Source organism: Aporhodopirellula aestuarii, from assembly GCF_023701485.1.
Classification (GTDB): domain Bacteria; phylum Planctomycetota; class Planctomycetia; order Pirellulales; family Pirellulaceae; genus Rhodopirellula; species Rhodopirellula aestuarii.
In genome coordinates this window covers 158057-180280 of sequence record NZ_JAMQBK010000078.1, presented here as the reverse complement: position 1 = coordinate 180280, position 22224 = coordinate 158057, and the positions used below count along the sequence as shown (strand labels likewise).

Genomic DNA, 22224 nt, shown 5'->3' with positions numbered 1-22224 from the left:
AATCAGTTCGGGTGGCAAACGGGAGCAGCGGAACGTAACGAAGCAGACCTGATTAACTCTTGCTTGGAACGGAATCCATCGGATCCCAAGTTCGCTGACAGCGGCGAACCACACATGGAAGTTTGGTTTTGTTCACCGGTGTCCGGTGCGTGACATGGAATTCGCGCAGTTTGAGACGTGTTGTTTTTTGACCGAGTCGCTCTATTTTGAGCGAAGAAGGTTAGCGTTCGTTTGCGAGGTGATCTGCCGATGCTAAGTATTGAAACACTGATCCTGATTACCGGCACGTTGCTTTTACTCGGGATCGCCTCGAACAAGTTTTCAGCACGGATGGGTGTGCCCGTTTTGTTCGTGTTCTTGGTGATCGGGATGCTTGCGGGATCCGAAGGCATCGGCGGCATCGAGTTCGAAAACTACTCGATCGCGTACGGGATCGGGACCGTCGCGTTGTGCCTCATCCTTTTTGATGGCGGGGTCCGGACGCCGTACCACTCGATTCGGTCGGCTTGGAAGCCCGCCAGTTTGCTAGCCACGCTTGGCGTTTTCATCACTGCGGTGGTGACGGGATTGGCAGCGTCGTGGATCCTCGGACTTTCGCTGATGCAAGGCTTGCTCCTGGGGAGCATTGTCGGATCGACGGACGCGTCGGTCGTGTTCGCGGTGCTGCGAGGAGGTGGCGTGAATATCCGTCCGCGATTGGCCAATACGCTGGAAGTGGAGAGCGGATCGAACGATCCGATGGCGATCTTTTTGACCGTCGGGCTGATCCAAGTGTTGACGGGGGCGGTGCCGATCGGCGCCGGTTTGTTGGTTTTGTTCTTAAACCAAATTGTGGTCGGAACGATTGTCGGTTTGCTCGTCGGGTGGGCGGGATCGTGGATGCTCAATCACATCCAGCTCCACGCGGCCGGTCTGTATCCGGTGATGGCGACGGGTTTGGGGCTGTTTTCATTCGGATTCGCGGCAGCGTTTGGTGGCAGCGGATTTTTGGCCGTCTACCTGACGGGAATTGTGATCGGGAACCGGCGGCCGGTCTTCCACCGCGGCATCTTGCTCTTCCACGACGCGCTTGCCTGGATCTGCCAAATCCTGATGTTTACCGCGTTGGGCATCCTCTCGTTTCCGAGCCGCCTGTTCGCAGTCGCGATCCCGGCACTTTTAATATCCATGGTCCTTTTTTTCGTCGCGCGGCCGATCGCCGTCTTCCTGTGCGGTTGGGCGTTTCGTTTCTCCGCCCGAGAACTGACGTTCCTTTCATGGGTGGGGCTCAAGGGAGCCGTCCCGATCACCTTGGCGACGTTCCCGATGCTGGCCGGAATGCCGGCGGCGGAAGTGATTTTCGACACGGTATTTTTCGTCGTCTTGGTCTCCGCCCTCGTCCAAGGTTGGACGCTTCCCGCGGTGGCTCGCTATTTGAAAGTGGATATACCGAGTCGACGACCGCCTCCGGTCACCCTTGAGATCAGCTCACTACGAAACGTCGATGGTGACATCGTCGACTATTTCGTCGACAAAGGTTGCAAAGCGGAAGGTTGCCTGATCCGTGATCTCGCGATCCCCGAAGGCGTCGTGATCGCGTTGATTGTGCGTGAGGAGCAAACGATCCTGCCACAAGGTCGGACACGCATCCACAACGGTGATCACGTGATCGTGGTGCTGCGTCCGCAAGTGCGGGCGATGGTCGATCGGCTCTTTGCGAGTCATGACAGCACAGTCGTGAGTTTACCTCATCAAATGGAGTTTCCACTGCGTGGCAGTATCCGGGTGAGTGACCTCGAGCAATGTTATGGTCTGCAACTCGGCCGTGATGCCGACGAGACGCTCAGTGAACTGATCCTTGGGCGATTGAAGGAAGCGGACGTCAAGCCTGGTGCGGAAGTCAGTTTTGACCAAGTCGCTTTTCACGTGCGAGAGATCGCGGAAGACGGGACGATCGAGAATCTTGGCATGACCATCCTGCCGCAACCCGCTCCCGCCCCGGAACACGCTTCTACCACAGAAGCGGCAGTCGCTATCGAGACGACCGACTCGTCGTCTCCATCCGAAGCTGACGACTCCGCATAGCTCGATGCGGGGTGTGAAAAAGAAACATTTGCCTGCGAACATCTCGGCTCACGAGATGTCTAAGTGGCATAGGCGAATGTCACCGCCGGTGCCTCTCTCTCTGCTTGCACCGGCTTCACTTTCAATCTGAGAACGAACGATGCGTGTGTTTTATCAAATCAATTCGTAATTGCTGGTGGGAGCGATTTGTCGCTCCCGCTGTCTCATTGCTTTGAAACACGCTTCCTGTTTTTTGTTCCATAGAGTTGTTATGAAAGTTGCATCCCAACGTGGGTATGACACCACCGTCGCTGCCCGCATTGCTGGTGAGGACATCACACGCGGTGATTTTGTCACCGTCTTCCATGAGATGGTCGAGCTACCTTCCTTCATGTGGAGTTGCTCGCCGATCTCGCTTGCTCCGGACGAACCGGTGCAGTTCCGGTACATGCCATCGAACGCTGGTGTGCCCCTGAAGGTGCTCGAGGTCTGCCTGCCGTTTGTGTATGTAAAGAACTGCCGCGGCGACGTTGTGACCATCGACACGAGACGTCGGCAGCTCGTTCTTTTGGACCACCGTTGCGGCAAAAAGGTCTGGAAGAAACTGAAGCCGACCAAACGTCGCGGAAAGTAGACGCGGTGAGTCGCGATTTTCGTAGGCGGCGTTTCATCGTGTCGTCTTTGTGGCGATTTATCGCCTCGGGTTGCGTTTGGCTCTGCCGCGAAGTCTCGATTGTTGGCAGATCCAGACCCAACTACGGTGGATTGCGTAGTTAGGGCAGCCTAAAACGATGGTTTTACGGTCGTCGACTGACCTTGCCAAAAAACTAAGTCCTTCGTATCTTGACTCGCATCACACTGATGTGAACTCTCTACGAACAGGATGGTCGGTGAACGCTAAACGCGAACTCGTGAACAAACGCCACGGATTCACGGTGCTTGAACTGCTCGTGACGGTGTCCATGATCGGCATCCTGCTAGCGTTGATCTTGCCGGCACTTGGTACGGCTCGTGAAGCCGCGCGTCGCGTGCAGTGCACAGACCATCTGCGTGAATTGGGGATGGCCCTCCACAACCACCATTCGGCGAAACGGCAGTTACCTCCCGGATGGACGTTCGACAAAAGCAAGACATCCGCCTACGGTTGGGCCGTCGCTCTGCTGCCATACATTGAAGAAAATGCATTGGCCAGCCAAATTGATGTTACGTTGACCGTCAATCATTCGCGTCACGACATCGCTCGCACGACCAGCCTTGCGATGATGCTTTGCCCGTCGGACATTACCGAGCCGATGTTCACGTTATTCGAAGGTAGCGAAGACGAGGAGGATGATAATCTCGGTCGCGCAGCAATGGCACAAAGTGTCTCGCCGGAACCGACCGCGTTGCTCCAATTGCCGACGGCGAACTATGTCGGGATGTTCGGTACGCTCGAAGCGGATGATACGATCCCCGCGCAAATCGGTGACGGAGCGTTTTTGGAAAATCGAGCGGTACGATTTCGCGACTTCCAGCGTGGGCTCTCAAACACAATCATCGTTGGCGAACGGACGATGGCGCAAGTTCCTTCGACTTGGTTGGGCGTCATGCTCGCGGGTGAAGATGCCGCCGCCCGTCTGGTCGGCTCGGCACTCGAAGGTATCAACAATCCGCTGGCGGACGAATGCGATCACTCCAGTCGACATCCCGGGGGTGCGAATTTCCTGTGGGGTGATGGCCACGTGACTTTCGTCAACGAAGATGTCAGCCCCTGGGAATATCACCATTGGGCCAAACTACGAGAAAACTAATGGTACGATTGAGCGAGCGGGCAACGTCTCCTCACCGATCCGATTCACCCTTCCAATTCATCTCTCCGCGTTCCGTCATCTCTTTCTCGAATATGCCACGATCCAAAAAACTCGTTGAATTGACCAAATGTGAAGCCGAAGTGATGGACGTGGTCTGGGACCGCGAACCCGTCACGGTTAACGACGTCGTCGGTGCGATCGACCGCGATCTGGCGTACACGACAGTGATGACGACGATGAAAATTCTCGAAGACAAGAAAGTCATCCGTCGCGGCAAGAAAATCGGTCGAGCCTTTACCTACACGGCCCGAGTCAGTCGCGATCAAGTGCGTGAAGGAATGCTGAAGTCACTGACAGACCAACTGTTCGGCGGCTCCGCGAGATCACTCGTTCTCAGCCTGCTGCAGTCCGAAGCGGTTTCTCCGGAAGACATCGACGCGGTTAAACAGGCCGCCGCGAAACTCGGCGATTCGTAATGAATACCTCCCTCTTGTTCGAAGTCGCATCGACGCTCTGTGTCCAAACCGCCATCGTCGTTGCGGTGTGTGTTGGCCTTCAACGATGGGTCGGCAACGTTCGCTCGGCAAGTCGCTTGTGGACGTGCTGCTTTGTTTCGATCATCGCGATGATTGCTGCCGGAGTCTTGCTGCCACACCGACGCCTGTTTCATTTTCCTGATCTCGGTCCGCGGGAGGTCACGGTTGCGTTCGTTACTTGGCAAGGCCGACTCGCCATCGGACTGCTCACGGTTTGGGCGATTGGAGCTGCTCTCTCGCTGGCCCGCAAAGCGATCTTATGCGGCCAATTAGTTCGCTTCTTGAATCATCGTTGCGAATCCATCGATCAAGAGGAGTTGCTTGCTCGTTTGCAGCTTCCGTCCAATCCCCACCTGTGTGTGCTGACATCATCCGATATCCAAGGACCTTTTTGCTGGCAGTTGCATCGTCCGACGATCGTGATTCCGGAGACTTTGATGTCGGAAGACGACACGACGCTCAGGCATGTTTTGCTGCACGAGATTGAGCATCTTCGGACGCAGCATCCGATGCAGCATTTTTTGCAGGGCGTTTGCTCGACGGTGTTTTGGTTTCATCCTGCCGTTTGGATCGCGGCACGAGACGCGGAATTGACCCGTGAGTTCTTGTGTGACGAGGTGGCGGCAACGGCATGCGGCAAATTTGGTGCGTACTTACGGACGCTCGCCAAAGTTTCCGAACGTTGCGGCAGCGCATCGTGCACGAACGTTCCCCGCGGAACGCTGGCGTTTGGCAATCGGAAGAGCACCCTCGTCAAGCGATGTGACCGCTTGGTCGAGTTGGCGCAAAAACCAAGAAAAGCCAAATCGCGTCGGCCCATCCTCGCGACCATTTGCCTCGTCGTGGTGGTCGCGTTGGTGCAACAGGTTTGGTTGCCGACCAATGTGATGGCATCGAATCGAAGCGATTGGTCACCCTGGCCATCGTGGACCGCACGCGCGTTGCATAATGCGTTTGACGTCCACGTGCGAGATTTCGAAGCGTTCGAAAATCGGGTGCATGTTCATGAATGGATGTCCGACAGCGACTGACACGCAACTCTCGAGACGCGGCAACTGAGGCCGAATGACGCATCGTTGGTTTGGACGTCGAGTGTTAACGATTTCCTGCTACGCTCGTCGTGTCGTCAACGGGCAATGGGAACCTCCGCGGTACCCGTTCGCGGAAATGATCTTGCCACCTGATGGATAGTATCTATCCACCGGTGTATCTGTCCGCACCACATTCGGGGCGAAACGGCACAATACGGACGTGGCACAACTCTTGCTTGCCGTAGCCACGAGGGGACCATCGATTTTGCGATGGTTCTTACCCCGATGCGCGACGGGACTCCAAATGGCCGAGCCAGTGTTAAACTACAAATGCGGGAGGACGATTCGGCCTCGAGACAATCATGCCCTACCGCGAACCGGGCATCCGCCAGGGAGCCCATTTCCGCGTCTGCATCAATTCCTGCTTATGCCCAATCGAATCTTGGCCCTGACAACGATCCTGCGTTCTCCAATGCGGATTTTGGGTTTGGTGCTGACGTTGTTTTTCGCCGGCGAAGTCGCAGTGATGCTGGCCTTGCCATACCTCATGCCGGGCGAACTCAGCTACGCCTTCGAAGCGGTCGTTGATGCCGTCTTGTTGACGTTGGTGTGCGCCCCCGTCTTGTGGATGGTGATTATCGGGCCGCTGCGGCGAATCGCGATCCAAGAACACGAACGCAGTGAAACCATTGTCGCCAATGCCGGCGAGAGCATTTTGACGTTCGATCCGCAGGGCCAAATTTTGTCGTGTAATCGTGCCGCGACGGAATTGTTTGGCGTTGACGCTGAAGCTTTGATGGAGCTTTCGATACGATCGTTGATTCCGAGCATTCCAGCAGCGATTGATGAATTGCCTTCGGACTTTAGACTCGACGCTCAGCGTATCGACGGCGAATCATTTCCTGCTCAAGTGTCAGTCAGCGAGTACCCGTCAGCTAGCGGGTCCACTCGTATCGCCATCGTGCGTGATTTAACCCAAGCCGAACACGCCGAACGAGAACGCATCAACATGGCACGACAGACGGAGGCGTTGCGGGCCCAGCAGATGGCAACGCTTGCCCAACTCGCAACCGGCGTCGCTCACGAAATTCGTAACCCGCTGACTTCAATCAAGATGCTGATCCAAGTCAATCGCACCAAATTCGCTGACGAAGGATTGCCAACGGACGATCTGCAATTAGTCGAACAAGAAATCCGACGGATGGAACGTTCCGTCAATAGCCTGCTCGATTACGCCCGTCCCGAAACGAGTGAGTTCAAAGACTTTGCGATTCAGGATGCTCTTCGTCGAACAATTCAACTGATCGAAGGTCGATGCGTCAAACAGAAGGTGACACTGAAGATGGACGTGCCTGATCAAGCTATCTGTGTTAACGGTGACGCAGCCCAGATCCAGCAGCTGTTCTTAAATTTGGCTCTTAACGCACTCGATGCGATGCCAGACGGAGGCGAGCTTTCCATTGCGATCGCCCAACGGGAAGCAGACGTGGTGATTTCAGTCTGCGATGACGGCAGCGGAATTTGCGAGAGCGTATTGGGAAGGTTGTTCACCCCGTTCGTGACGACCAAGGCCGGCGGCGTGGGTTTAGGATTGGGCATTTGTCGCCGAATCGCGGAGGCTCACCAAGGCAAACTGACGGGCGTGAATCGAATGACCGGCGGGGCCAAATTTGAGCTGATGCTCCCCCTCGCTAAACGGCCCACTCAACCAAGTATGGCAAACGAATATCCATCCACTTCTCATTCGGACGCCGCTAAGCGAACGCTGGCGACTCCCACGATGGAACAATAATGCAAACGCTTCTAGTCATTGATGATGAAGTCCCCATTCTCAAAGCGTTCGAACGAGCCTTCACGAGCGACTCGACAACGGTGCTGACGGCGAAAGATGCCGCGACCGGCGAAGCGACCTTTACGGAAGCCAAACCGGATGTCGTCGTGATCGATCTCAGCCTTCCCGATGCTTCCGGGCTCGATTGTTTCAAACGCCTGCGGGAAATCGACTCGCGTGTTCCGGTTATTTTTATCACCGGGCACGGCACCGTTGAATCAGCCATCGAAGCGACGAAACTCGGCGCATACGACTATTTGTTCAAGCCGCTCGAACTGGCCGAAATCCGGACGTTGCTCGACAAAGCGTTCAATCTCAGCCGCATGATACGTGTTCAACCGGTACTTGCCGATGAAGAAGATACCGTAGCCGATGCGATCGTCGGTCGCTGCAACGCGATGAAGGAGGTCTACAAGGCGATCGGGCGTGTGGCATCGCAAAATCTGACCGTACTCTTGCAAGGAGAAAGTGGCACCGGCAAGGAGGTCGTCGCACAAGCGATCTATCATCATAGCGGCCGCGCGAACGGTCCGTTCCAGGCGATCAACTGTGCCGCGATCCCGGACGCACTCCTCGAAAGTGAAATCTTTGGCCATGAAAAAGGTGCCTTCACCGACGCCCATCGGCAACGTATCGGAAAATTGGAGCAAGCCGATAACGGTACGTTGTTCTTGGACGAAGTCGGCGATATGTCCCCGATGACGCAGGGCAAGTTGCTGCGCGTGCTGCAAGATCAAACGTTCGAGCGGGTGGGCGGAAATACGCCGATCAAAGTTGACGCACGAATCATTGCGGCAACTAATCACGATTTGAAACGATTGGTCACCGAAGGGCTGTTTCGATCAGACCTGTACTTCCGGCTGAGCGTCGTGACCATCCATCTCCCGCCACTGCGAGAGCGGGATGATGATCTGAGGGTCTTAGCCGAATACTTCCTTCGCAAATACAGCGAAGAGTTCGGAAAAGATATCCGTGGATTGGCTCCCGGAACGCTCGAAGTCTTGCAACGCTATCATTGGCCCGGCAACGTGCGTGAGCTTGAGAGTGTGATGAAGCAATCGTTGCTCGTCGCACGTGGAAACGTGCTGCTGCCGGAATTTGTGCCGCCTCTCGCCGAAGCGGACACCAAACTTTTTGACAGCGATAGCGGGGACGAGTTGTTGAGCCGCTCGTTCATCGCCGACAGGCTCGAAAGAGGCACCGACAATCTGCACGCCGAGGCGATCGCCAAAGTGGAAGGGCAATTGTTTCGGCAAGTCCTCCGGCATACCGCCGGGAATCAACTCAAAGCCGCCACGTTGCTAGGCATCTCTCGTGTCACGCTTCGCAGCAAGCTTAAATCACTCGGCATCGACGCCACCGACTACGCCTAGTGCATTGATATTAGCGCTGTAGCCACCGTCGCCAGTCGGTGGACCAGGTTCTGGCGAACGCAGCGACGTATCAAGAACCTACTCCTGTTCCAAAATGCTTTCGTCTTGACAATGCCGCTTTTTAGCACACGTATTGAAGCTTTCGTCTCTCACGTAGCTCGGTCCCTCGGGACATCGATTTAATTACTGCGGGATTTCAAATGTAGCGGAACGACGCGAGCCGTCCGGTAACTCGGGACCGGACGGCTCGCGCCGTTCCGATATAAAAAGTACTAGAACAATCACCGTCCCCGAGACCGAGCTACGTGAGAGGTGTCGCTGTCCAGTGAGAGCTTCGTCTAAACTGCACTTGTGGCGGACCTGAACCGGATCTCTTCCGCCCTATCGCGAGATAACGCCAGCCGTCGGGGTTCACCGCTATTTTTCAATGCGGATCAAGCATTAGTGCAGCGTGGGTTCTGGTTCACCGTGGTGCGTGAGTTTGATCGGTTTGAGTCCACTCGCGAACCAGGGATAAACCGTTGGTACGAAGAGCGATGTCAGCAGCGTGGAGGTGATCAATCCGCCGATCACGACCGTCGCCAAGGGACGCTGCATCTCGGCACCGTCGCTGGTCGACATCGCCATCGGCAGGAATCCGAGGCTGGCGACCAACGCCGTCATCAGCACGGGCCGCAAACGGACCAATGCCGTTTCATGTGCGACGTCCCCAAGAGGTATGCCGGTCGCACGAAGATGTTCGGCCGCGCTGACCCACACCAAACCATTGAGCACGGCTACACCGAACAAGGCGATGAAGCCCACCCCGGCGGAGATGCTGAACGGCATCTCACGAACATACAGTGCGATCACACCACCCGACGCGGCCATCGGCACGGCCAAGAAGATCAGGAACGCGAGCCGCAATGATCCCAGACTCGTGTGCAATAACAGCATGATCACGATGAGCACGATCGGTGTGATGATTGCGAGTCGACGGCTGGCTGATTGCAGGTTTTCAAAATCGCCACCCCAGCGAATTTCATAGCCTGCCGGGATGTCAACTTTCGCAGGGATAACACGTTGTGCTTCGGTAACAAACGTCGCGACATCTCGGCCGCGGACATTCGCGGAGATGAACGTGCGACGACGGTTTCCTTCATGTTCGATCGTTGGCGGGGTTTCCTCGAGGCGGATCTCTGTCAGTTCTTTCAGTGGAACGGCATTGCCGTTGGAATCCGTCACGGGGACCTGTTCGAGCAGCGACAGATTTTCGCGCCATTGTTGCGGCACACGGACCAGAATCGGATAGCGTGCCCGTCCCTCGAAAATCTGCCCCACTTGATGTCCTCCGAGCGAAGACACGACGTCCAACACGACTTGCGCGTCGATTCCATATTGAGCCAGCGCCTCCGGTTTCGTCTCGAGCGTTAACGTCGACAAGTTCGCTTGATAGTCCGCTTTCACATCGACGGCCCCGTCGATTGCCTTCAAGGCCGCTTCGATCTCCTTGCCCTTGCTCGCCAATACCTCCAGGGCATCGCCATAGAGCAATACCGCTACGTCGGCTTTCACTCCCGCGACCAACTCGTCCACTCGCATCTCGATCGGTTGGGTGAAACCGAACGCGACGCCTGGAACGTTTGCGTTCAGTTCCTCCGACATCTCGTTGATGAGTTCATTTCTGGTCTTCGGCGTTGGCCAATCGGCGACCGGATTCAACAATACCCACACATCGGTTTGATGAACGCCCATCACGTCGTTTGCAATTTCGGGACGGCCGGTCTTTGAAAACACCGTTTTCACTTCGGGGTACTTCTTCAGAATGTTCTCGATCTGCGTCGACATCGTGACCGAACCCTCCAGCGTCGCGCTGGGGAGTCGCAAGGCTTCGACCAACAGATCGCCTTCTTCCAATCGCGGCATGAACTCGGCCCCAAGATGACGCCCCATCGGCAAGCTCACCGAAAACAGCGTGAGTGTTGTGGCGATGGTCACGACCGGGTGCCTGATTGCTCGGGTCACGATCGGTTCATAGATCCATTTGACGATGCGGACGAGAAAAACTTCATCCTCTCGCATTTTCTTCGGCAAGAAGATTGATGCCATCGCGGGCATGAACGTCAACGATAGGATCATCGACCCGCCCAACGCAAATAGCACCGTCAATGCCATCGGACGGAATAATTTGCCTTCGGTTCCCTCTAGCAGCAAAATCGGCAAAAAGACGACTGCGATGATCAATTCGCCGAACATGGTCGGCTTGCGAACCTCGACGGCCGCATCGCGAATGATGTCTTCGTGTTTCGATTCGCCATTGTCGTGCGACAGTTTGCGAATGCAGTTTTCGACCATGATGACGCTACTGTCGACGATCAAACCGAAGTCGATCGCGCCGAGGCTCATCAAACTGGCGGTCACACCTCCGGCTAGCATCACATTGGTCGCGAACAACATCGACAGCGGGATCGCCAAGGCGACAATGATCCCGGCACGTAGGTTTCCGAGCATGAACAACAGCACGATGATGACGAGCATGCCGCCTTCGGTCAGGTTGGTCAGCACGGTTTTGAGCGTGCGACCGATCAGTGCCGCACGGTCATAGGTGACTTCCAATCGCACGCCATCGGGCAACGTCGCTTCGATTTGCTTCAAACGTTGCTTCGCCGCAGTGACGACTTCGCGTGAATTCTCGCCGATCAGCATCATCACCAACCCCGTGACGATTTCGCCCCGGCCATCTCGTGTCACGGCACCTTGGCGGGTCATCGGTTGGATGCTGACTGTGGCGATATCACGTACCAAAATCGGATTGCCATCGGGTTCACGACGGATCACCACCGATTCGATGTCGGCGGCGCACTTCAATAGCGAAACGCCTCGGATGAACCGTTGCTCGCCGTGGTGGATGACGTACCCGCCGCCTGACGTGTTGTTGTTATTTTGCAAACGCGAAAACAGCAGATCCATCGGAATGCCATAACTCGTCATCCGATCTGGATCCGGCTGCACCTCGAACGTCTTGTAGTAGCCTCCGTGGGTGTTGATTTCCGTCACCCCGGCGACTTCACGCAAACGCGGCGAGATATCCCATTCCAAGATCGTCCGCAGCTCCATCGGCGAGTGCCGTTCGCTACGAACTTCGAACTGCAGGATCTCACCGAGAGCTGTTGTTAGCGGACCGACCGTCGGAGTTCCGTATCCCGGCGGAATGACCGCGGCGGCGTCCGGCAATCGCTCTGCCACGAGTTGACGGGCGCGATAGATATCGGTGCCTTCCTCGAAAACGATCGTGACGACGGAAATGCCAAACTTGGAAACGCTGCGGAGTTCCTCCACGTCAGGCAAACCGCCCATCGTGTTCTCGACCGGATAGGTTACGTACCGTTCCACCTCGACCGGTGACAACGAACCAGCATCGGTGACGACTTGGACCTGGACGTTCGTCATATCCGGCACCGCGTCGATTGGCAATTTGAGTGCCGAGTAGACGCCGGCACCGGCCATCAACAGCGTCAGGATGATGACGAGGCCGCGGTTAACGACCGAAAATTCAATGAGTTTTGTGAGCATGTTGTTAATCGAGGGAGCGACCGAACGCGGGGGCGTTCGAACATTGCAAATAGCGGCTGAAATCGGATCGCAGAGCGATCGCCCTCGTTAGTCGCCCTCGCCTTGCAGCAACAACTCCGACTTCAGCAGGAAAGCACCTTCGGTCACGACGAGTTGACCGGGACGCAGTCCCTCGGTCACTTCCACCCAATCGTCGGAAGCTTGGCCCGTTGAAACATCCACTCGCTGGAACGCACGATCGTCCGTGGTCACAAAGACAAACGACTGATTCTCGTGTTGGACAACCGATTCGGGTTTCACCGAAAGTGCTTCTCGACTCTCTCCGATCGGAATCGTGACCCGCACGAACATCCCCGGCCGCAGAAGATGCTCGTTGTTTTGAATCGTGGCAATCAGCGGTACCGAATTGGTATCGGCTTGCACCTCGCGACCGAAGTAGCGAATGCGTGCTTCAAAGACACGGTCATTCAACGCAGGGATCATCACGCTCACCGGCGTTCCTTCGGCGAGAGACACGGCCGACCAATCGCTCTCGCGTATGTTGGCCGCGACGTACAGCGATTTGGTGTCGGCGAGCACAATCAGCGAATCGCCTCGAGAGACTCGCTCGTTGTTGGCAAACGCACGTGATTCGACCGTACCGGAGAGAGGTGCGCGAACCTCGAGACGCGACAACGACTCGACGTCGTTCAAAACTACCGACGATCGGTCTTCCTTGTATCCGAGCAACGATTCGACAGCCTGCCAGGCAAGATCGAGTTGCCGATTCGCCTCCGCCACGTCACCCTCCGCAATCATCAAGGCTTGGTTGACCTCATAGGTTGCTTGATCACGAGCGGTCCGAAACTCAGTTTCCGCTAACTGGCGTTCCGCCTGACGCTCCCGAATCGTTCGCCCTGATACCGAACCCGAATCAGCGAGAGGTTGGATCTTGTCGAGCAATTCCGCAGCCAGTTGCTTTTTACCGTAGGCGGACAAGATGTCCTGTCGATAGCGTCCCAGCGAAAGGCCGCGGAAGGCTTCCTCGATCACCTCGACCGGTTGTCCTTCGTCCAACCTCACAGATAGATCACTCATGTTTCTCGCGAGAGTGACTTCACGTTGCAAAACCTGTTGGGCGATCTCGAGTTGTTTCTGACGTTTCAGGATTTCGGCACGTGCTCGCCCTATCTCGGTGCTGCGCAGCACGGCGATCAACTGGCCGCACTCGACGTCTTCGCCCGGTGTGATCAAGACTTCTGCCAAAATTCCATCCATCGGCGCTTTCACGTCGACGTGTTTGGTTTCGTCGTAGCGAATACGTCCGGGAATCGTATGGACGTGTTTGACTGGATGAATCCCCGCGGGCATGGACACAAGCTTGGCTGCATTCAATTTTCCTGCGGGCAATACGATCACATTCGGTGAGGAAGCCTCCGCTTCTGCGGGCTCTTCATCCGAAACACCGCTGGTATTGATTTCATGCACCGCCAACCACCCGACTCCCATCACGGCCAGGACAAAGAGCGTAGGGCCGAATCGGGTTAACGACTGCATCACCCCTGGCTTCACGTGATCGGCTTCGGCAGGGGCGGTGGTCTTGATGCTCATCTCGGGCCGTTGTGCAAAGGGGAGTCGTCCTTGGGTCTCCAGACTGCAAATGCACGATCCGTACCGTTCACCCCACGACTAGGTTTTTGCCGTGTTTAACGGATTCGATGACGCAGCGCGATATCAATACAGCTTCCGAAGAGAAAGACATTCACCACTACGATGGACAGATTCTGTCCACAGATGGCACGTCCGGCAAAACGAATTCTTTGTACTGGCGTCCTTCTGTACACGCCGGGCTGATGAGCGCATTTGCCCGATGTCGGTAATTCGATCGCGCGAGTTTGGATCACGGCTTGATCGCACGGGTTGCGATAAACGTATCGAGAAACCGCGACAGCGGATCTTGATCGGTAGACGCGAACCGGTCTTCATAGAACCCGTTCAACATAAAACCAGCCTCCAATTGTCCACCGATTTGATCGGTCAGTGTGTGGCCAAACTCGAGTGGTTTGCCTGCTTTGATTGACGCCTGGATGTGAGGTTCCTCCAGATGATCGCAGTCTGAATAGGGCAGCGAATAGCAAACTTCGAGATTCCCATTCTCTTTCCGCTCATCGTCGAAAATGTATCGCACCGCGTTGGTGAACCCCGCCATCAACACGCCACCGGTTCGCAACACCCGAAAGCACTCTTGCCAGACCGGTCGAACCCGTCGCACAAACGAATTCGAGCATGGGTGAAAGATCATGTCGAACGATTCGCTGGGGAATCGAGAGAGGTCCGCCATGTCGCCTTCGATAAACTGCAGTTCGAGTTTGTCTCGACTGGCAACAAAACGGTCTTGATCCAGTTGTCGGGGCGAATTGTCCAGCACGGTGACGATCGCCCCTGCCGCTGCCAGAATCGGAGCCTGCTGTCCTCCGCCAGATGCAAGACAGAGAGTTTTCGTCTGCTTAAGCCGAGGGAACCAATTTGCGGGAACCGGTTTGGTAGGCGTCAAAACAATGCGGAAATCACCCAAGCGAGCTTTTGCAATCGTTTCGGTACTCACTGGACTCGTCCATCGATCGCCGTCTTCGACGTTCCTGTTCCATGCATCACGATTGTGGGCCAGTATCTCTTGGTGATTCATCCGAAATTCTCGTATGAGTTGACGCGTGGTAGTCAGACTTGGGTGATCCATTGATGAAAACGGATCCCACTCGGTTCCTAATGCTTCTTCCAACCTGAACTCGGCGTTGCCTGCACCGGAGGGTTCGTGTCGTACGCCTAAAAGTCTTAGCGGAACGTCGCAAATCGTCCGGTTCCACACGGAATTTTAACGCTGACAAAGCACTAACTGGACCGCGCCAATTCCAAACCGGCAAGTTGATTGATAACGATTGTCTGCGGTTGGGATTTCGGGTCGAACTCGCAAGCGACTCCCTCGTTCAGGTGCTGGGCCGGTCCCAATAATGTCGCGGTGATGCCTCCATCAAGGCTCGTTTCAAAATCCAGGCGAATCGCAATTGGCACGTGCAGTGCACTGGAGGTCTTTCACTACTCGTATTAGGAAGGCTTTGTAGATGAATAACTCGTGGCATTTGGGACGATTCGCCGGCATTGACGTGCGAATTCACTGGACGTTTTTACTTTTGCCTATCTGGATCTATTTTTCACAGATGGCTGCCGGTAGCGGTACTCTCGCTGCCGTCGTGGCAGTCTTGTTCGTGCTCGCTATTTTCGCATGTGTCGTGCTCCACGAATACGGCCACGCTCTCACCGCACGTCATTACGGAATTCACACTCGCGACATCACGCTGCTGCCTATCGGCGGGGTTGCCAGCCTGGAACGCATGCCGAGAAACCCCCGACAAGAACTCGCGATCGCGGTGGCGGGGCCGGCGGTTAACGTCGTGATTGCAACGCTCTTGGTTGTCGGCCTAACCATTTTGGGCGGATCTTCGGTGCTTCCGATTGCGGTCGCGGATTTCCTTTTCGATCTCGCCTGGGTCAATGGAGCGTTGGTGGTGTTCAACATGATTCCGGCATTCCCGATGGATGGCGGGCGTGTTCTGCGTGCGATCCTCGCGATGGCGTTGCCTTATTCAAAAGCCACACGAGTTGCCGTCGGAGTAGGCCGGGTCGCAGCCGTCGCATTAGGTTTTCTCGGCATCATGACGGGGAACTTGATCCTCGTCCTCGTCGCCGGATTCGTGTTCTTAGCCGGCAGTGCGGAACTCGCGATGCAAACTGCGGGAGCCGAGCGGGTTGCAAGGTCCAGCAAGGCGACACTGCTGGATGCGAGAGGGAACGTGATCGGCGCCATACCCGCGAGCCCGTTGCCGGTGATCAGTGACCAGTGGGACGCGGGCAATGCGTTGGGTCAGTTGTCAGGTGTGTTGGAGGACGAGTTTCTTGTCTCACGTCATGGCGAAGCGGTCGCGATCGTGCGGACGCATGACTTGCAAACAGTTGTCCAAAACGGTCTGGGATCGATCCCGCTTGAGCGGTTGTTGATCAGCCGCCTGTTGCCGTATCGCGAGGTGCACCCGGGGACGGCAGCCTGAATGAAGCTCATCGGATAGTGATTCGTCGCGGTGGCTAAAGAACGCCGCTACATTTGTCGTGCTCGAGCGACCCGGCCAATTTCTACGGGACCGCCGCATCGATATCGAAACCGTATGCTGTTCGTCATTCGACGCTCGATGAATCAATCCATCATATGGATTGCACGATGGAACCATTGGGCGACGTGGTCTACGAGCGGGCAGGGCGACTCGGGAGTGGCTTGCGATTTGGTTTCGACCAATACTGCGGTGAGATTGTCGCGTCCTCCCAGCAGTTTGCCGACGTAGATTAAATTTTCGACGATCGTTTCCAAGGTTTGCTCCTCATCGACCATCACCGCGAGTTCTTCATCGGTGAATTGGTTGCTCAGTCCATCGGTGCATAAGAGGAACCGATCGCCGGTGCGTAGTGTTTCGACACGCACGTCGACTTTAGGGCTCGGGTCGCCGCCGATCGAACGGACAAGCATGTGACCGTAGCGGTCGCTGATCGTTTCAGGGGCGACGCCGTCGGCAACTAACGTTGCTTGTAGCGTGTGATCGTTGGTAAGACGTTCCACCTGGCCCTTGCGAATCCGATACGCTCGGCTGTCGCCGATATGCGCGATGAAGGCGTCTTGATCGACGAGTAGCAGCAGGGTCAGTGTCGTTCCCATGTCTTCGCACCCCGGTTGATTGTTGCGAGCATGATGAACCGCCGCTGCGGCGTGTTCGACGGCCGCTTCGACCAATTCCGTGCGGAAGGCAACGTCGTCCTTCGGGTCGATGGAACTGGCCAGCATTTTTTCACCCGAGCGAACAAATTCGGCCACCGCATCGACCGCCAATTCTGCGGCGATGTCACCGCAGGCATGACCACCCATCCCGTCCGCGACGACGTACAGCTTCAACGAATCATCGCATAAGAAACGATCTTCATTGGTGTCTCGTGTCACCCCGATGTCGGTCGCGGCAAAGGAGGTTGGTTTAAGACCTGTGGACATACTTGCATCCTGGAGCGTTAAGTAATCACGCAAATGTGTTTGCTACCGCATGCACTCCGTATGCCAAAGTTACCGTCCGACACGAGAGCCAGAAGAAGTCGGTGGGGGGCCAGCAGCCTAGCAACATGGAGCAGACCGGGGCGAGTCTTCGTGTCGACGTCCCAAATCGCGAAACGCGATTCAATTGACAGTTGGGGGGACACTCGCGAACGAGAGTTTTGCTAGCTCGCAATCGGACGGGCGAAACTGAGTGTATTCCCGTAGGGATCACAAATGTGAAAGTATCGTTCGCCCCAGGGGGCGTCTCGCGGTTCGAAGTCAGGCATCAAACCGGCGTCCAGGAACGATTGATACTTGGCATCGACATCATCGACGAAAAAGATGACAAGCGACTCATTTTGAGTTGGCGTCTCACGATTGACCAACCTGAGATTGATATGTTGTTCACCGACGCGAAACGTGCTGAACGAAGCGTGGGCGCCACCACGTTGAAGTTCGAATCCCGACCGTTGGTAAAATCGCACTGAGTCTGACATGCAATTTGTCGGCAACGTAACTGCAGAGATCTTCATACGTCGTGTCCCGTCCCGATTCGATCTGTTTTTCAATTGAGTCGCTGTCCGCCACGACCCAGATTGAGACATTTTTCTCTGGGGGATGCTGTGAAGCAATCGACTGGCTGACTCCGCGATTTCCAGCAGTCTTTCACGAATGCGGTTGTGGGATCAAATTGCAAGAGCTGCCGGAACGTCAACGGGTGGTCCAGATTAGACGAACCCGATGCCGGCAAGCCACAAAAAAAGCCTGCTCTTCGCAGGGAAGAGCAGGCTCTTGAGAGTGGAGGCGGGGAGGATTGAACTCCCGTCCCGCGATGCATCCACGACACCGTCTACATGTGTAGTCAAGCTATTTGTGCTCTTGCGAGCATTTCGCTTCACGAGGCGCTACCTGACAGGCTCCCCGATCGGCTAACTCGAATCTTTTTTAATCCACCGCGTCTCGAGTAGGACGGCGGACGATCCAGAATTGTGACGGACATTCGGGCGACTCTGGCGATCCCCCTCAGTCCGCGCTACCTGTTCTTAGGCGGCGAGTGCAAAGTTTTCTTCTGCAACTAAAATTTTTGATCAGATTTTTACGTGGCCTTCTGATCAACCACGACACGCAGGTATTCGCTTCTTGTCATCCGGTCGATTCCAAGTCGCCCCCTTTGCTTGGGAGAACACAAACGGCGTTTCACCGCCGCTCGTACTCTCAGGGTATTCTATCAGACGTAAGCTGGTGGGGGAAGGTTCGCGGAATTCGGGCCTGCAAAACGCGGTTTTTCGCGTTGATTGGCCACCAGGCGGTATAAACGCAGGGATTTCTGCGCCCGTTGCTCACTGGGTAACGCCACTCGCTAACGTGCCGCCGTGGGCGAGTTGCCAATAAACTTGAGATTGATAATCCTTCGAAATCAGCGAGCTGCGTTTGTAGGCGGGCAGTCGCGAGAGCAAGACTTCGTAGAGGTCTCGCAAGATCGGTTCGCTATCACCGTAATAGCTATGCCCGAGCAAACTCAGATCGATCCCGGAAACGTCAATGGTGTCGACTCCAGGAACGACGACGAGAAATTCGCCTGTCTCCCCGGCTCGGGGATAACCGTGGACGGCTTTGGATGCCACAAGCGCTTGATCGTCGGATGAAGCGTACAGGGTGACCTGCTCGGCGACTTCAGTCAGTGCACCGGCGAGATCTTTGCGAAACAGATCGGCGTCGACGTCGGGAGCGGCGAGTACGACGCGGTCGAAGATCGGTTCGTCGTCCTGGCGCGACAGCGACATTTGCTGCATCGCTGCCGTCATCGCGCGGTTGCCCATGCTGTGCGCGACGACGTGAATCGATTTGGCTCCGCTCTCGTCGACCAATTCGTTCAAAAATTCTTTGAGATGCCCGACGGTCCAAGCGGCGTTGTTCTCGTCGACGGGGTAGCCGAGCAACGTCCCTTGGCTTGGCCAGCTATAACAAACCGGCACGCCGCGAAAGGGAAGGTCGACGGCGATTTGAGCGGTTCGCAAAACGGCGGATTCGAAGTCGACGTTGTAGCCGTGAATGAACACCATCAGGTCAGGTTGCTCGGCCGCTTCGAGTTCTTCGCTCATCCGTCGGGTGAACGCGTCACCGTCGAGTTCGTCAACACTCGTCAATACGACGTGTTTGGATTGGTTTTCGGAGACTTCGAATTTGAGCAGGCTTGGACGTTCGACGGTCCCACGCGTATGCGTTTTGGGGATCGTCACGCGGCACACGCCGCGGACTAATTGGCCGCGGTCACCGGTATAGGTGACGCCGTGTTTTTCGATCGTTGCGGCGCCGGTGAAAAACACGCCCGCCGCGGCGGCGGACATGACGCACGTGAGCCCGGCCGAAAGTTTCGCGGTGGCAGGACGACGCAGCAGCCAGGCGAGCAAACTCAGTGCTGCGGTGACGGCAACACCAATCCCGAGAAGACTCACGAGTTGTCGTTGTCCGGTGAGTTGATAGGCCGCGAGCGGACGGGTGTCTTGTTTTCGGTCGGTCGCGTAGAGCACGTTGATGCTCTGAAACGGGAGGTCGTCTTCGTTCGAGACACTTGCACCGGTGGCAAGTTCGGCTTCGTCGGCAGCCATACCGGCGGGGCCGAGTTGGTCCATTGCCATCTCTCCAGCGGCAGCCTCTTCGAACGCCATTTCGATGCGGGCTGTCTCGCCAGAGATCATCTTGTTGGCACTTCCGGTCGCCACGTTGTCCATCGAACCGTAGCCGACCCCGTTGTTACTTATGTCAGGAGCGGATGTTGCCGCGGCTGTGTGGGATGCGGCAGGTTCACGGGATACGGCTTGCGGATGGGATTGCTCGGACGGCAGTGCCCATCCGAGTGACTCGGACGATTTCGAGGAGTAGGGGCCTCTGGATTTCTTGTGGTACGGGTTGCTTTCGCGTTTGGGATCCGAAGCGATATCTGGCGTGGAGTCGGATTGAAAGGACGAGTCGTAGCCGGAATTCGTTACCTGTCTCGGGGATACCGGGCCGACTTCGACATCCGGTCGAAGGGACGGGTGTTGCTGTGGGAGGGCCTCGGCGGGCGGTGAATTTTCGGCCGCTGGCGGTTCTTCCACGGTCGGCGGTTGATCAATGGTCAGCGAATTCGACTCGCCGAATTGATGCGGTGTCGAAAATTCGGAGGGAAGCTCGATTTCGTGGGCGGACGAACTGTTCTCCGCCATCGGCGCGGGGGCGCGCGTGCATCCCCCGACTAAAACGATCACAGCCCCTGCAAGCCACATTTGATTGATGCGCCAGTCCATTGCGTGCTCTCAAAACGCCGTATTGTTGCATTCCAGATGTCGTCATTAACACGACAGCCCTGCTTGTAAGCGATCGGGGGGCGAGGAGTCCATGTTGATTGGGTCGCGGGCGGTGCATGGCGGGAGGGGAGACGCACTCCTTTAGTCGGCAGGACCACTACTTTCGGAATCGGATCTCCGGCCGATTGCGTGATTGTTGGGGCAGAATTGTTAAGTGCGCAAATTTCGCGGGAGAAGAAACCTACCGTTTATCTAGACGGCGATGCGCGCGAGATGATGGCATTTCTCGGGCAACGACGGGTCCATTTCCTTATTATCGGGGCAAACGATGATTAACGCGGTGAAAGCTGCGAAAGGGAAAAGCGACATGGTGATGGTGCCGGTAGACGAGCTACACGTCGGCGCAATCTGTCGCTTTCCGCTCGAAGACGACAACGGCCTGCTTCTTCTCGGAGCCGGTACGACGATCACTGCTGAACTGATTCAAGGTCTGATCGATCGCCAAATCGAGGAGCTCGCCGTCAGCGTTGACGAAGTCGATGCGCTGCGACGACAGGATCCCACAGGTTCGTCCCAGAAACGACGTGTGTCGAGTAGTCCAAATCAAAAGGAACAAGCGTTTCGTCCCGAACATCCTTCGCGATGGCCCAAAGGTGTGCCGTTGAAGGAAAATCTGGTAAATCGGCATCACGAACCCATCAACCTGTCTCGTCGCGAGTTGCTTCGGGGCCATGTGAAATTGGCGCGGGACGAGTTTGAGCAGATACGTTTGGATATCACCGAGCGTAAATTGCAAACTATTGAGGCGCTCAATAATCTATCCGCCGCATTCGCCAGCGCGATCGTCGACGATCACGATCAAACCGTAGCCGATATTGTGACGGCAAAAGAAGCGATGTCTTTGACCGACCGCAGCGTCAGGCTGAGCGTATTAGGAATGGCGGTTGGGACTGAACTCGGTCTCGACGGCCCGACCATTCTCGAAATCGGAACGACGGGACTGCTGCACGACATCGGCCTATATACGATGAACCCAGCACTCGTTATCCCCGGCCGTGGGCCGCTCAACGATGAAGAAATGTGGGAGTACCGCAAGCATCCGATCAATTCGTCGAACTGCTTGCGTGAGGTCTCCGAGATTCCGCACTCAGTTTTGATCGCGATTGAACAAGTTCACGAACAATTTGACGGATCGGGATACCCATTCGGCATCGAAGGCAAACGCGCCAACCTGTATGCCCGGATTCTCAACGTTTGCGATACATTTCTTCGGCTGACAACCGGCACAAGCTTCCGGAGCGCATTGGTTCCTCATGACGCGCTCGGCATCATTTTGTATCAGGCCCGATATCAGATCTTTGATCCTGAGGTGGTGCGGGCGTTCCTTCGAGTTGAATCGTTGTTCCCGTTGGGGAGCCGCGTTCAACTGAACGAAGATCGTGTCGCTGAAGTGATTCGTCGACCGCTCGAAGGTTATGCGAATCCGGTCTTGCAATGCGAAGACGGTACCCGCATCGATTTGTCGATGGAAACCGAAGCGATGATTCAGCCGGTGGCGGATCCTTCTCGTAACCAAGCCCGTTTGCCCCGGGAACTGATGGAGACGATGCGTTGGAGCCCTGCGGACGAGCTCATTTTTGACTGATTAAAGACGCGTTCGGATTGCTGCTTCGCATT

At 56.0% G+C, this 22224-nt stretch carries 15 protein-coding genes and 1 other RNA gene; 9 read left to right on the top strand and 7 right to left on the bottom strand.

The features are described 5' to 3' along the window. Positions 1–249: 249 nt before the first annotated feature. The 7 genes from NB063_RS26165 (at position 250) to NB063_RS26135 (ending at position 8604) form a co-directional block, all read left to right on the top strand. Positions 250–2064 (top strand): potassium/proton antiporter, encoded by a 1815-nt coding sequence (locus NB063_RS26165; RefSeq protein WP_250931986.1) that lies wholly within the window; start codon positions 250–252, stop codon positions 2062–2064. 250 nt (positions 2065–2314) lie between these two features. After that, positions 2315–2677: a hypothetical protein gene (locus NB063_RS26160; protein WP_250931984.1), complete on the top strand. Its 363-nt coding sequence runs from the start codon at positions 2315–2317 to the stop codon at positions 2675–2677. Positions 2678–2933: 256 nt separating this feature from the next. After that, positions 2934–3833, top strand: coding sequence for a DUF1559 domain-containing protein (locus NB063_RS26155; RefSeq protein ID WP_250931983.1), 900 nt, complete (start codon positions 2934–2936; stop codon positions 3831–3833). A gap of 92 nt (positions 3834–3925) precedes the next feature. Further along, positions 3926–4309, top strand: coding sequence for a BlaI/MecI/CopY family transcriptional regulator (locus NB063_RS26150; protein ID WP_250931982.1), 384 nt, complete (start codon positions 3926–3928; stop codon positions 4307–4309). After that, positions 4309–5400, top strand: a complete 1092-nt coding sequence (locus tag NB063_RS26145; RefSeq protein WP_250931981.1) for a M56 family metallopeptidase — start codon at positions 4309–4311, stop codon at positions 5398–5400. The genes NB063_RS26150 and NB063_RS26145 overlap by 1 nt, the downstream gene beginning before the upstream one ends. A 427-nt stretch (positions 5401–5827) precedes the next feature. Further along, the gene (locus NB063_RS26140) at positions 5828–7192 is read left to right on the top strand and encodes a two-component system sensor histidine kinase NtrB (protein WP_250931979.1); all 1365 of its coding nucleotides are present in this window, start codon (positions 5828–5830) and stop codon (positions 7190–7192) included. After that, on the top strand, positions 7192–8604 hold the full coding sequence (locus tag NB063_RS26135; RefSeq protein ID WP_250931978.1) for a sigma-54-dependent transcriptional regulator: 1413 nt from the start codon (positions 7192–7194) through the stop codon (positions 8602–8604). The genes NB063_RS26140 and NB063_RS26135 overlap by 1 nt, the downstream gene beginning before the upstream one ends. A gap of 441 nt (positions 8605–9045) precedes the next feature. Here NB063_RS26135 and NB063_RS26130 read toward each other — a convergent pair whose 3' ends face one another. From NB063_RS26130 to NB063_RS26120, 3 genes are all read right to left on the bottom strand, one after another. Continuing rightward, positions 9046–12156, bottom strand: a complete 3111-nt coding sequence (locus NB063_RS26130) for an efflux RND transporter permease subunit (RefSeq protein WP_250931977.1) — start codon at positions 12154–12156, stop codon at positions 9046–9048. An 87-nt stretch (positions 12157–12243) separates the two neighbouring features. Then, positions 12244–13746 carry an efflux RND transporter periplasmic adaptor subunit gene (locus NB063_RS26125; protein WP_250931976.1) on the bottom strand — a complete coding sequence of 501 codons (1503 nt, stop codon included), beginning with the start codon at positions 13744–13746 and terminating at the stop codon, positions 12244–12246. Between the two features lie 289 nt (positions 13747–14035). Then, positions 14036–14821 carry a class I SAM-dependent methyltransferase gene (locus NB063_RS26120; protein ID WP_250931975.1) on the bottom strand — a complete coding sequence of 262 codons (786 nt, stop codon included), beginning with the start codon at positions 14819–14821 and terminating at the stop codon, positions 14036–14038. Between the two features lie 433 nt (positions 14822–15254). Here NB063_RS26120 and NB063_RS26115 point away from each other — a divergent pair, with 433 nt between their 5' ends. After that, positions 15255–16238, top strand: coding sequence for a site-2 protease family protein (locus tag NB063_RS26115; RefSeq protein WP_250931974.1), 984 nt, complete (start codon positions 15255–15257; stop codon positions 16236–16238). 143 nt (positions 16239–16381) lie between these two features. Here NB063_RS26115 and NB063_RS26110 read toward each other — a convergent pair whose 3' ends face one another. The 4 genes from NB063_RS26110 to NB063_RS26095 all read right to left on the bottom strand — a co-directional run bounded on the left by NB063_RS26110 (position 16382) and on the right by NB063_RS26095 (position 20547). Then, entirely contained in the window at positions 16382–17221 is an 840-nt protein-coding gene (locus tag NB063_RS26110; protein WP_250931973.1) for a PP2C family protein-serine/threonine phosphatase, read from the bottom strand. Between the two features lie 221 nt (positions 17222–17442). Next, positions 17443–17793: a VOC family protein gene (locus NB063_RS26105; protein WP_261367596.1), complete on the bottom strand. Its 351-nt coding sequence runs from the start codon at positions 17791–17793 to the stop codon at positions 17443–17445. Positions 17794–18056: 263 nt separating this feature from the next. After that, positions 18057–18430: a transfer-messenger RNA gene (gene ssrA / locus NB063_RS26100) on the bottom strand. A gap of 170 nt (positions 18431–18600) precedes the next feature. Further along, positions 18601–20547, bottom strand: coding sequence for an alpha/beta hydrolase (locus tag NB063_RS26095; protein ID WP_250931971.1), 1947 nt, complete (start codon positions 20545–20547; stop codon positions 18601–18603). 328 nt (positions 20548–20875) lie between these two features. Between NB063_RS26095 and NB063_RS26090 the strand changes: the two genes are divergently transcribed. Continuing rightward, complete coding sequence (locus NB063_RS26090; protein ID WP_250931970.1) at positions 20876–22192, top strand: HD-GYP domain-containing protein; 1317 nt, start codon at positions 20876–20878, stop codon at positions 22190–22192. Positions 22193–22224: the final 32 nt, after the last annotated feature.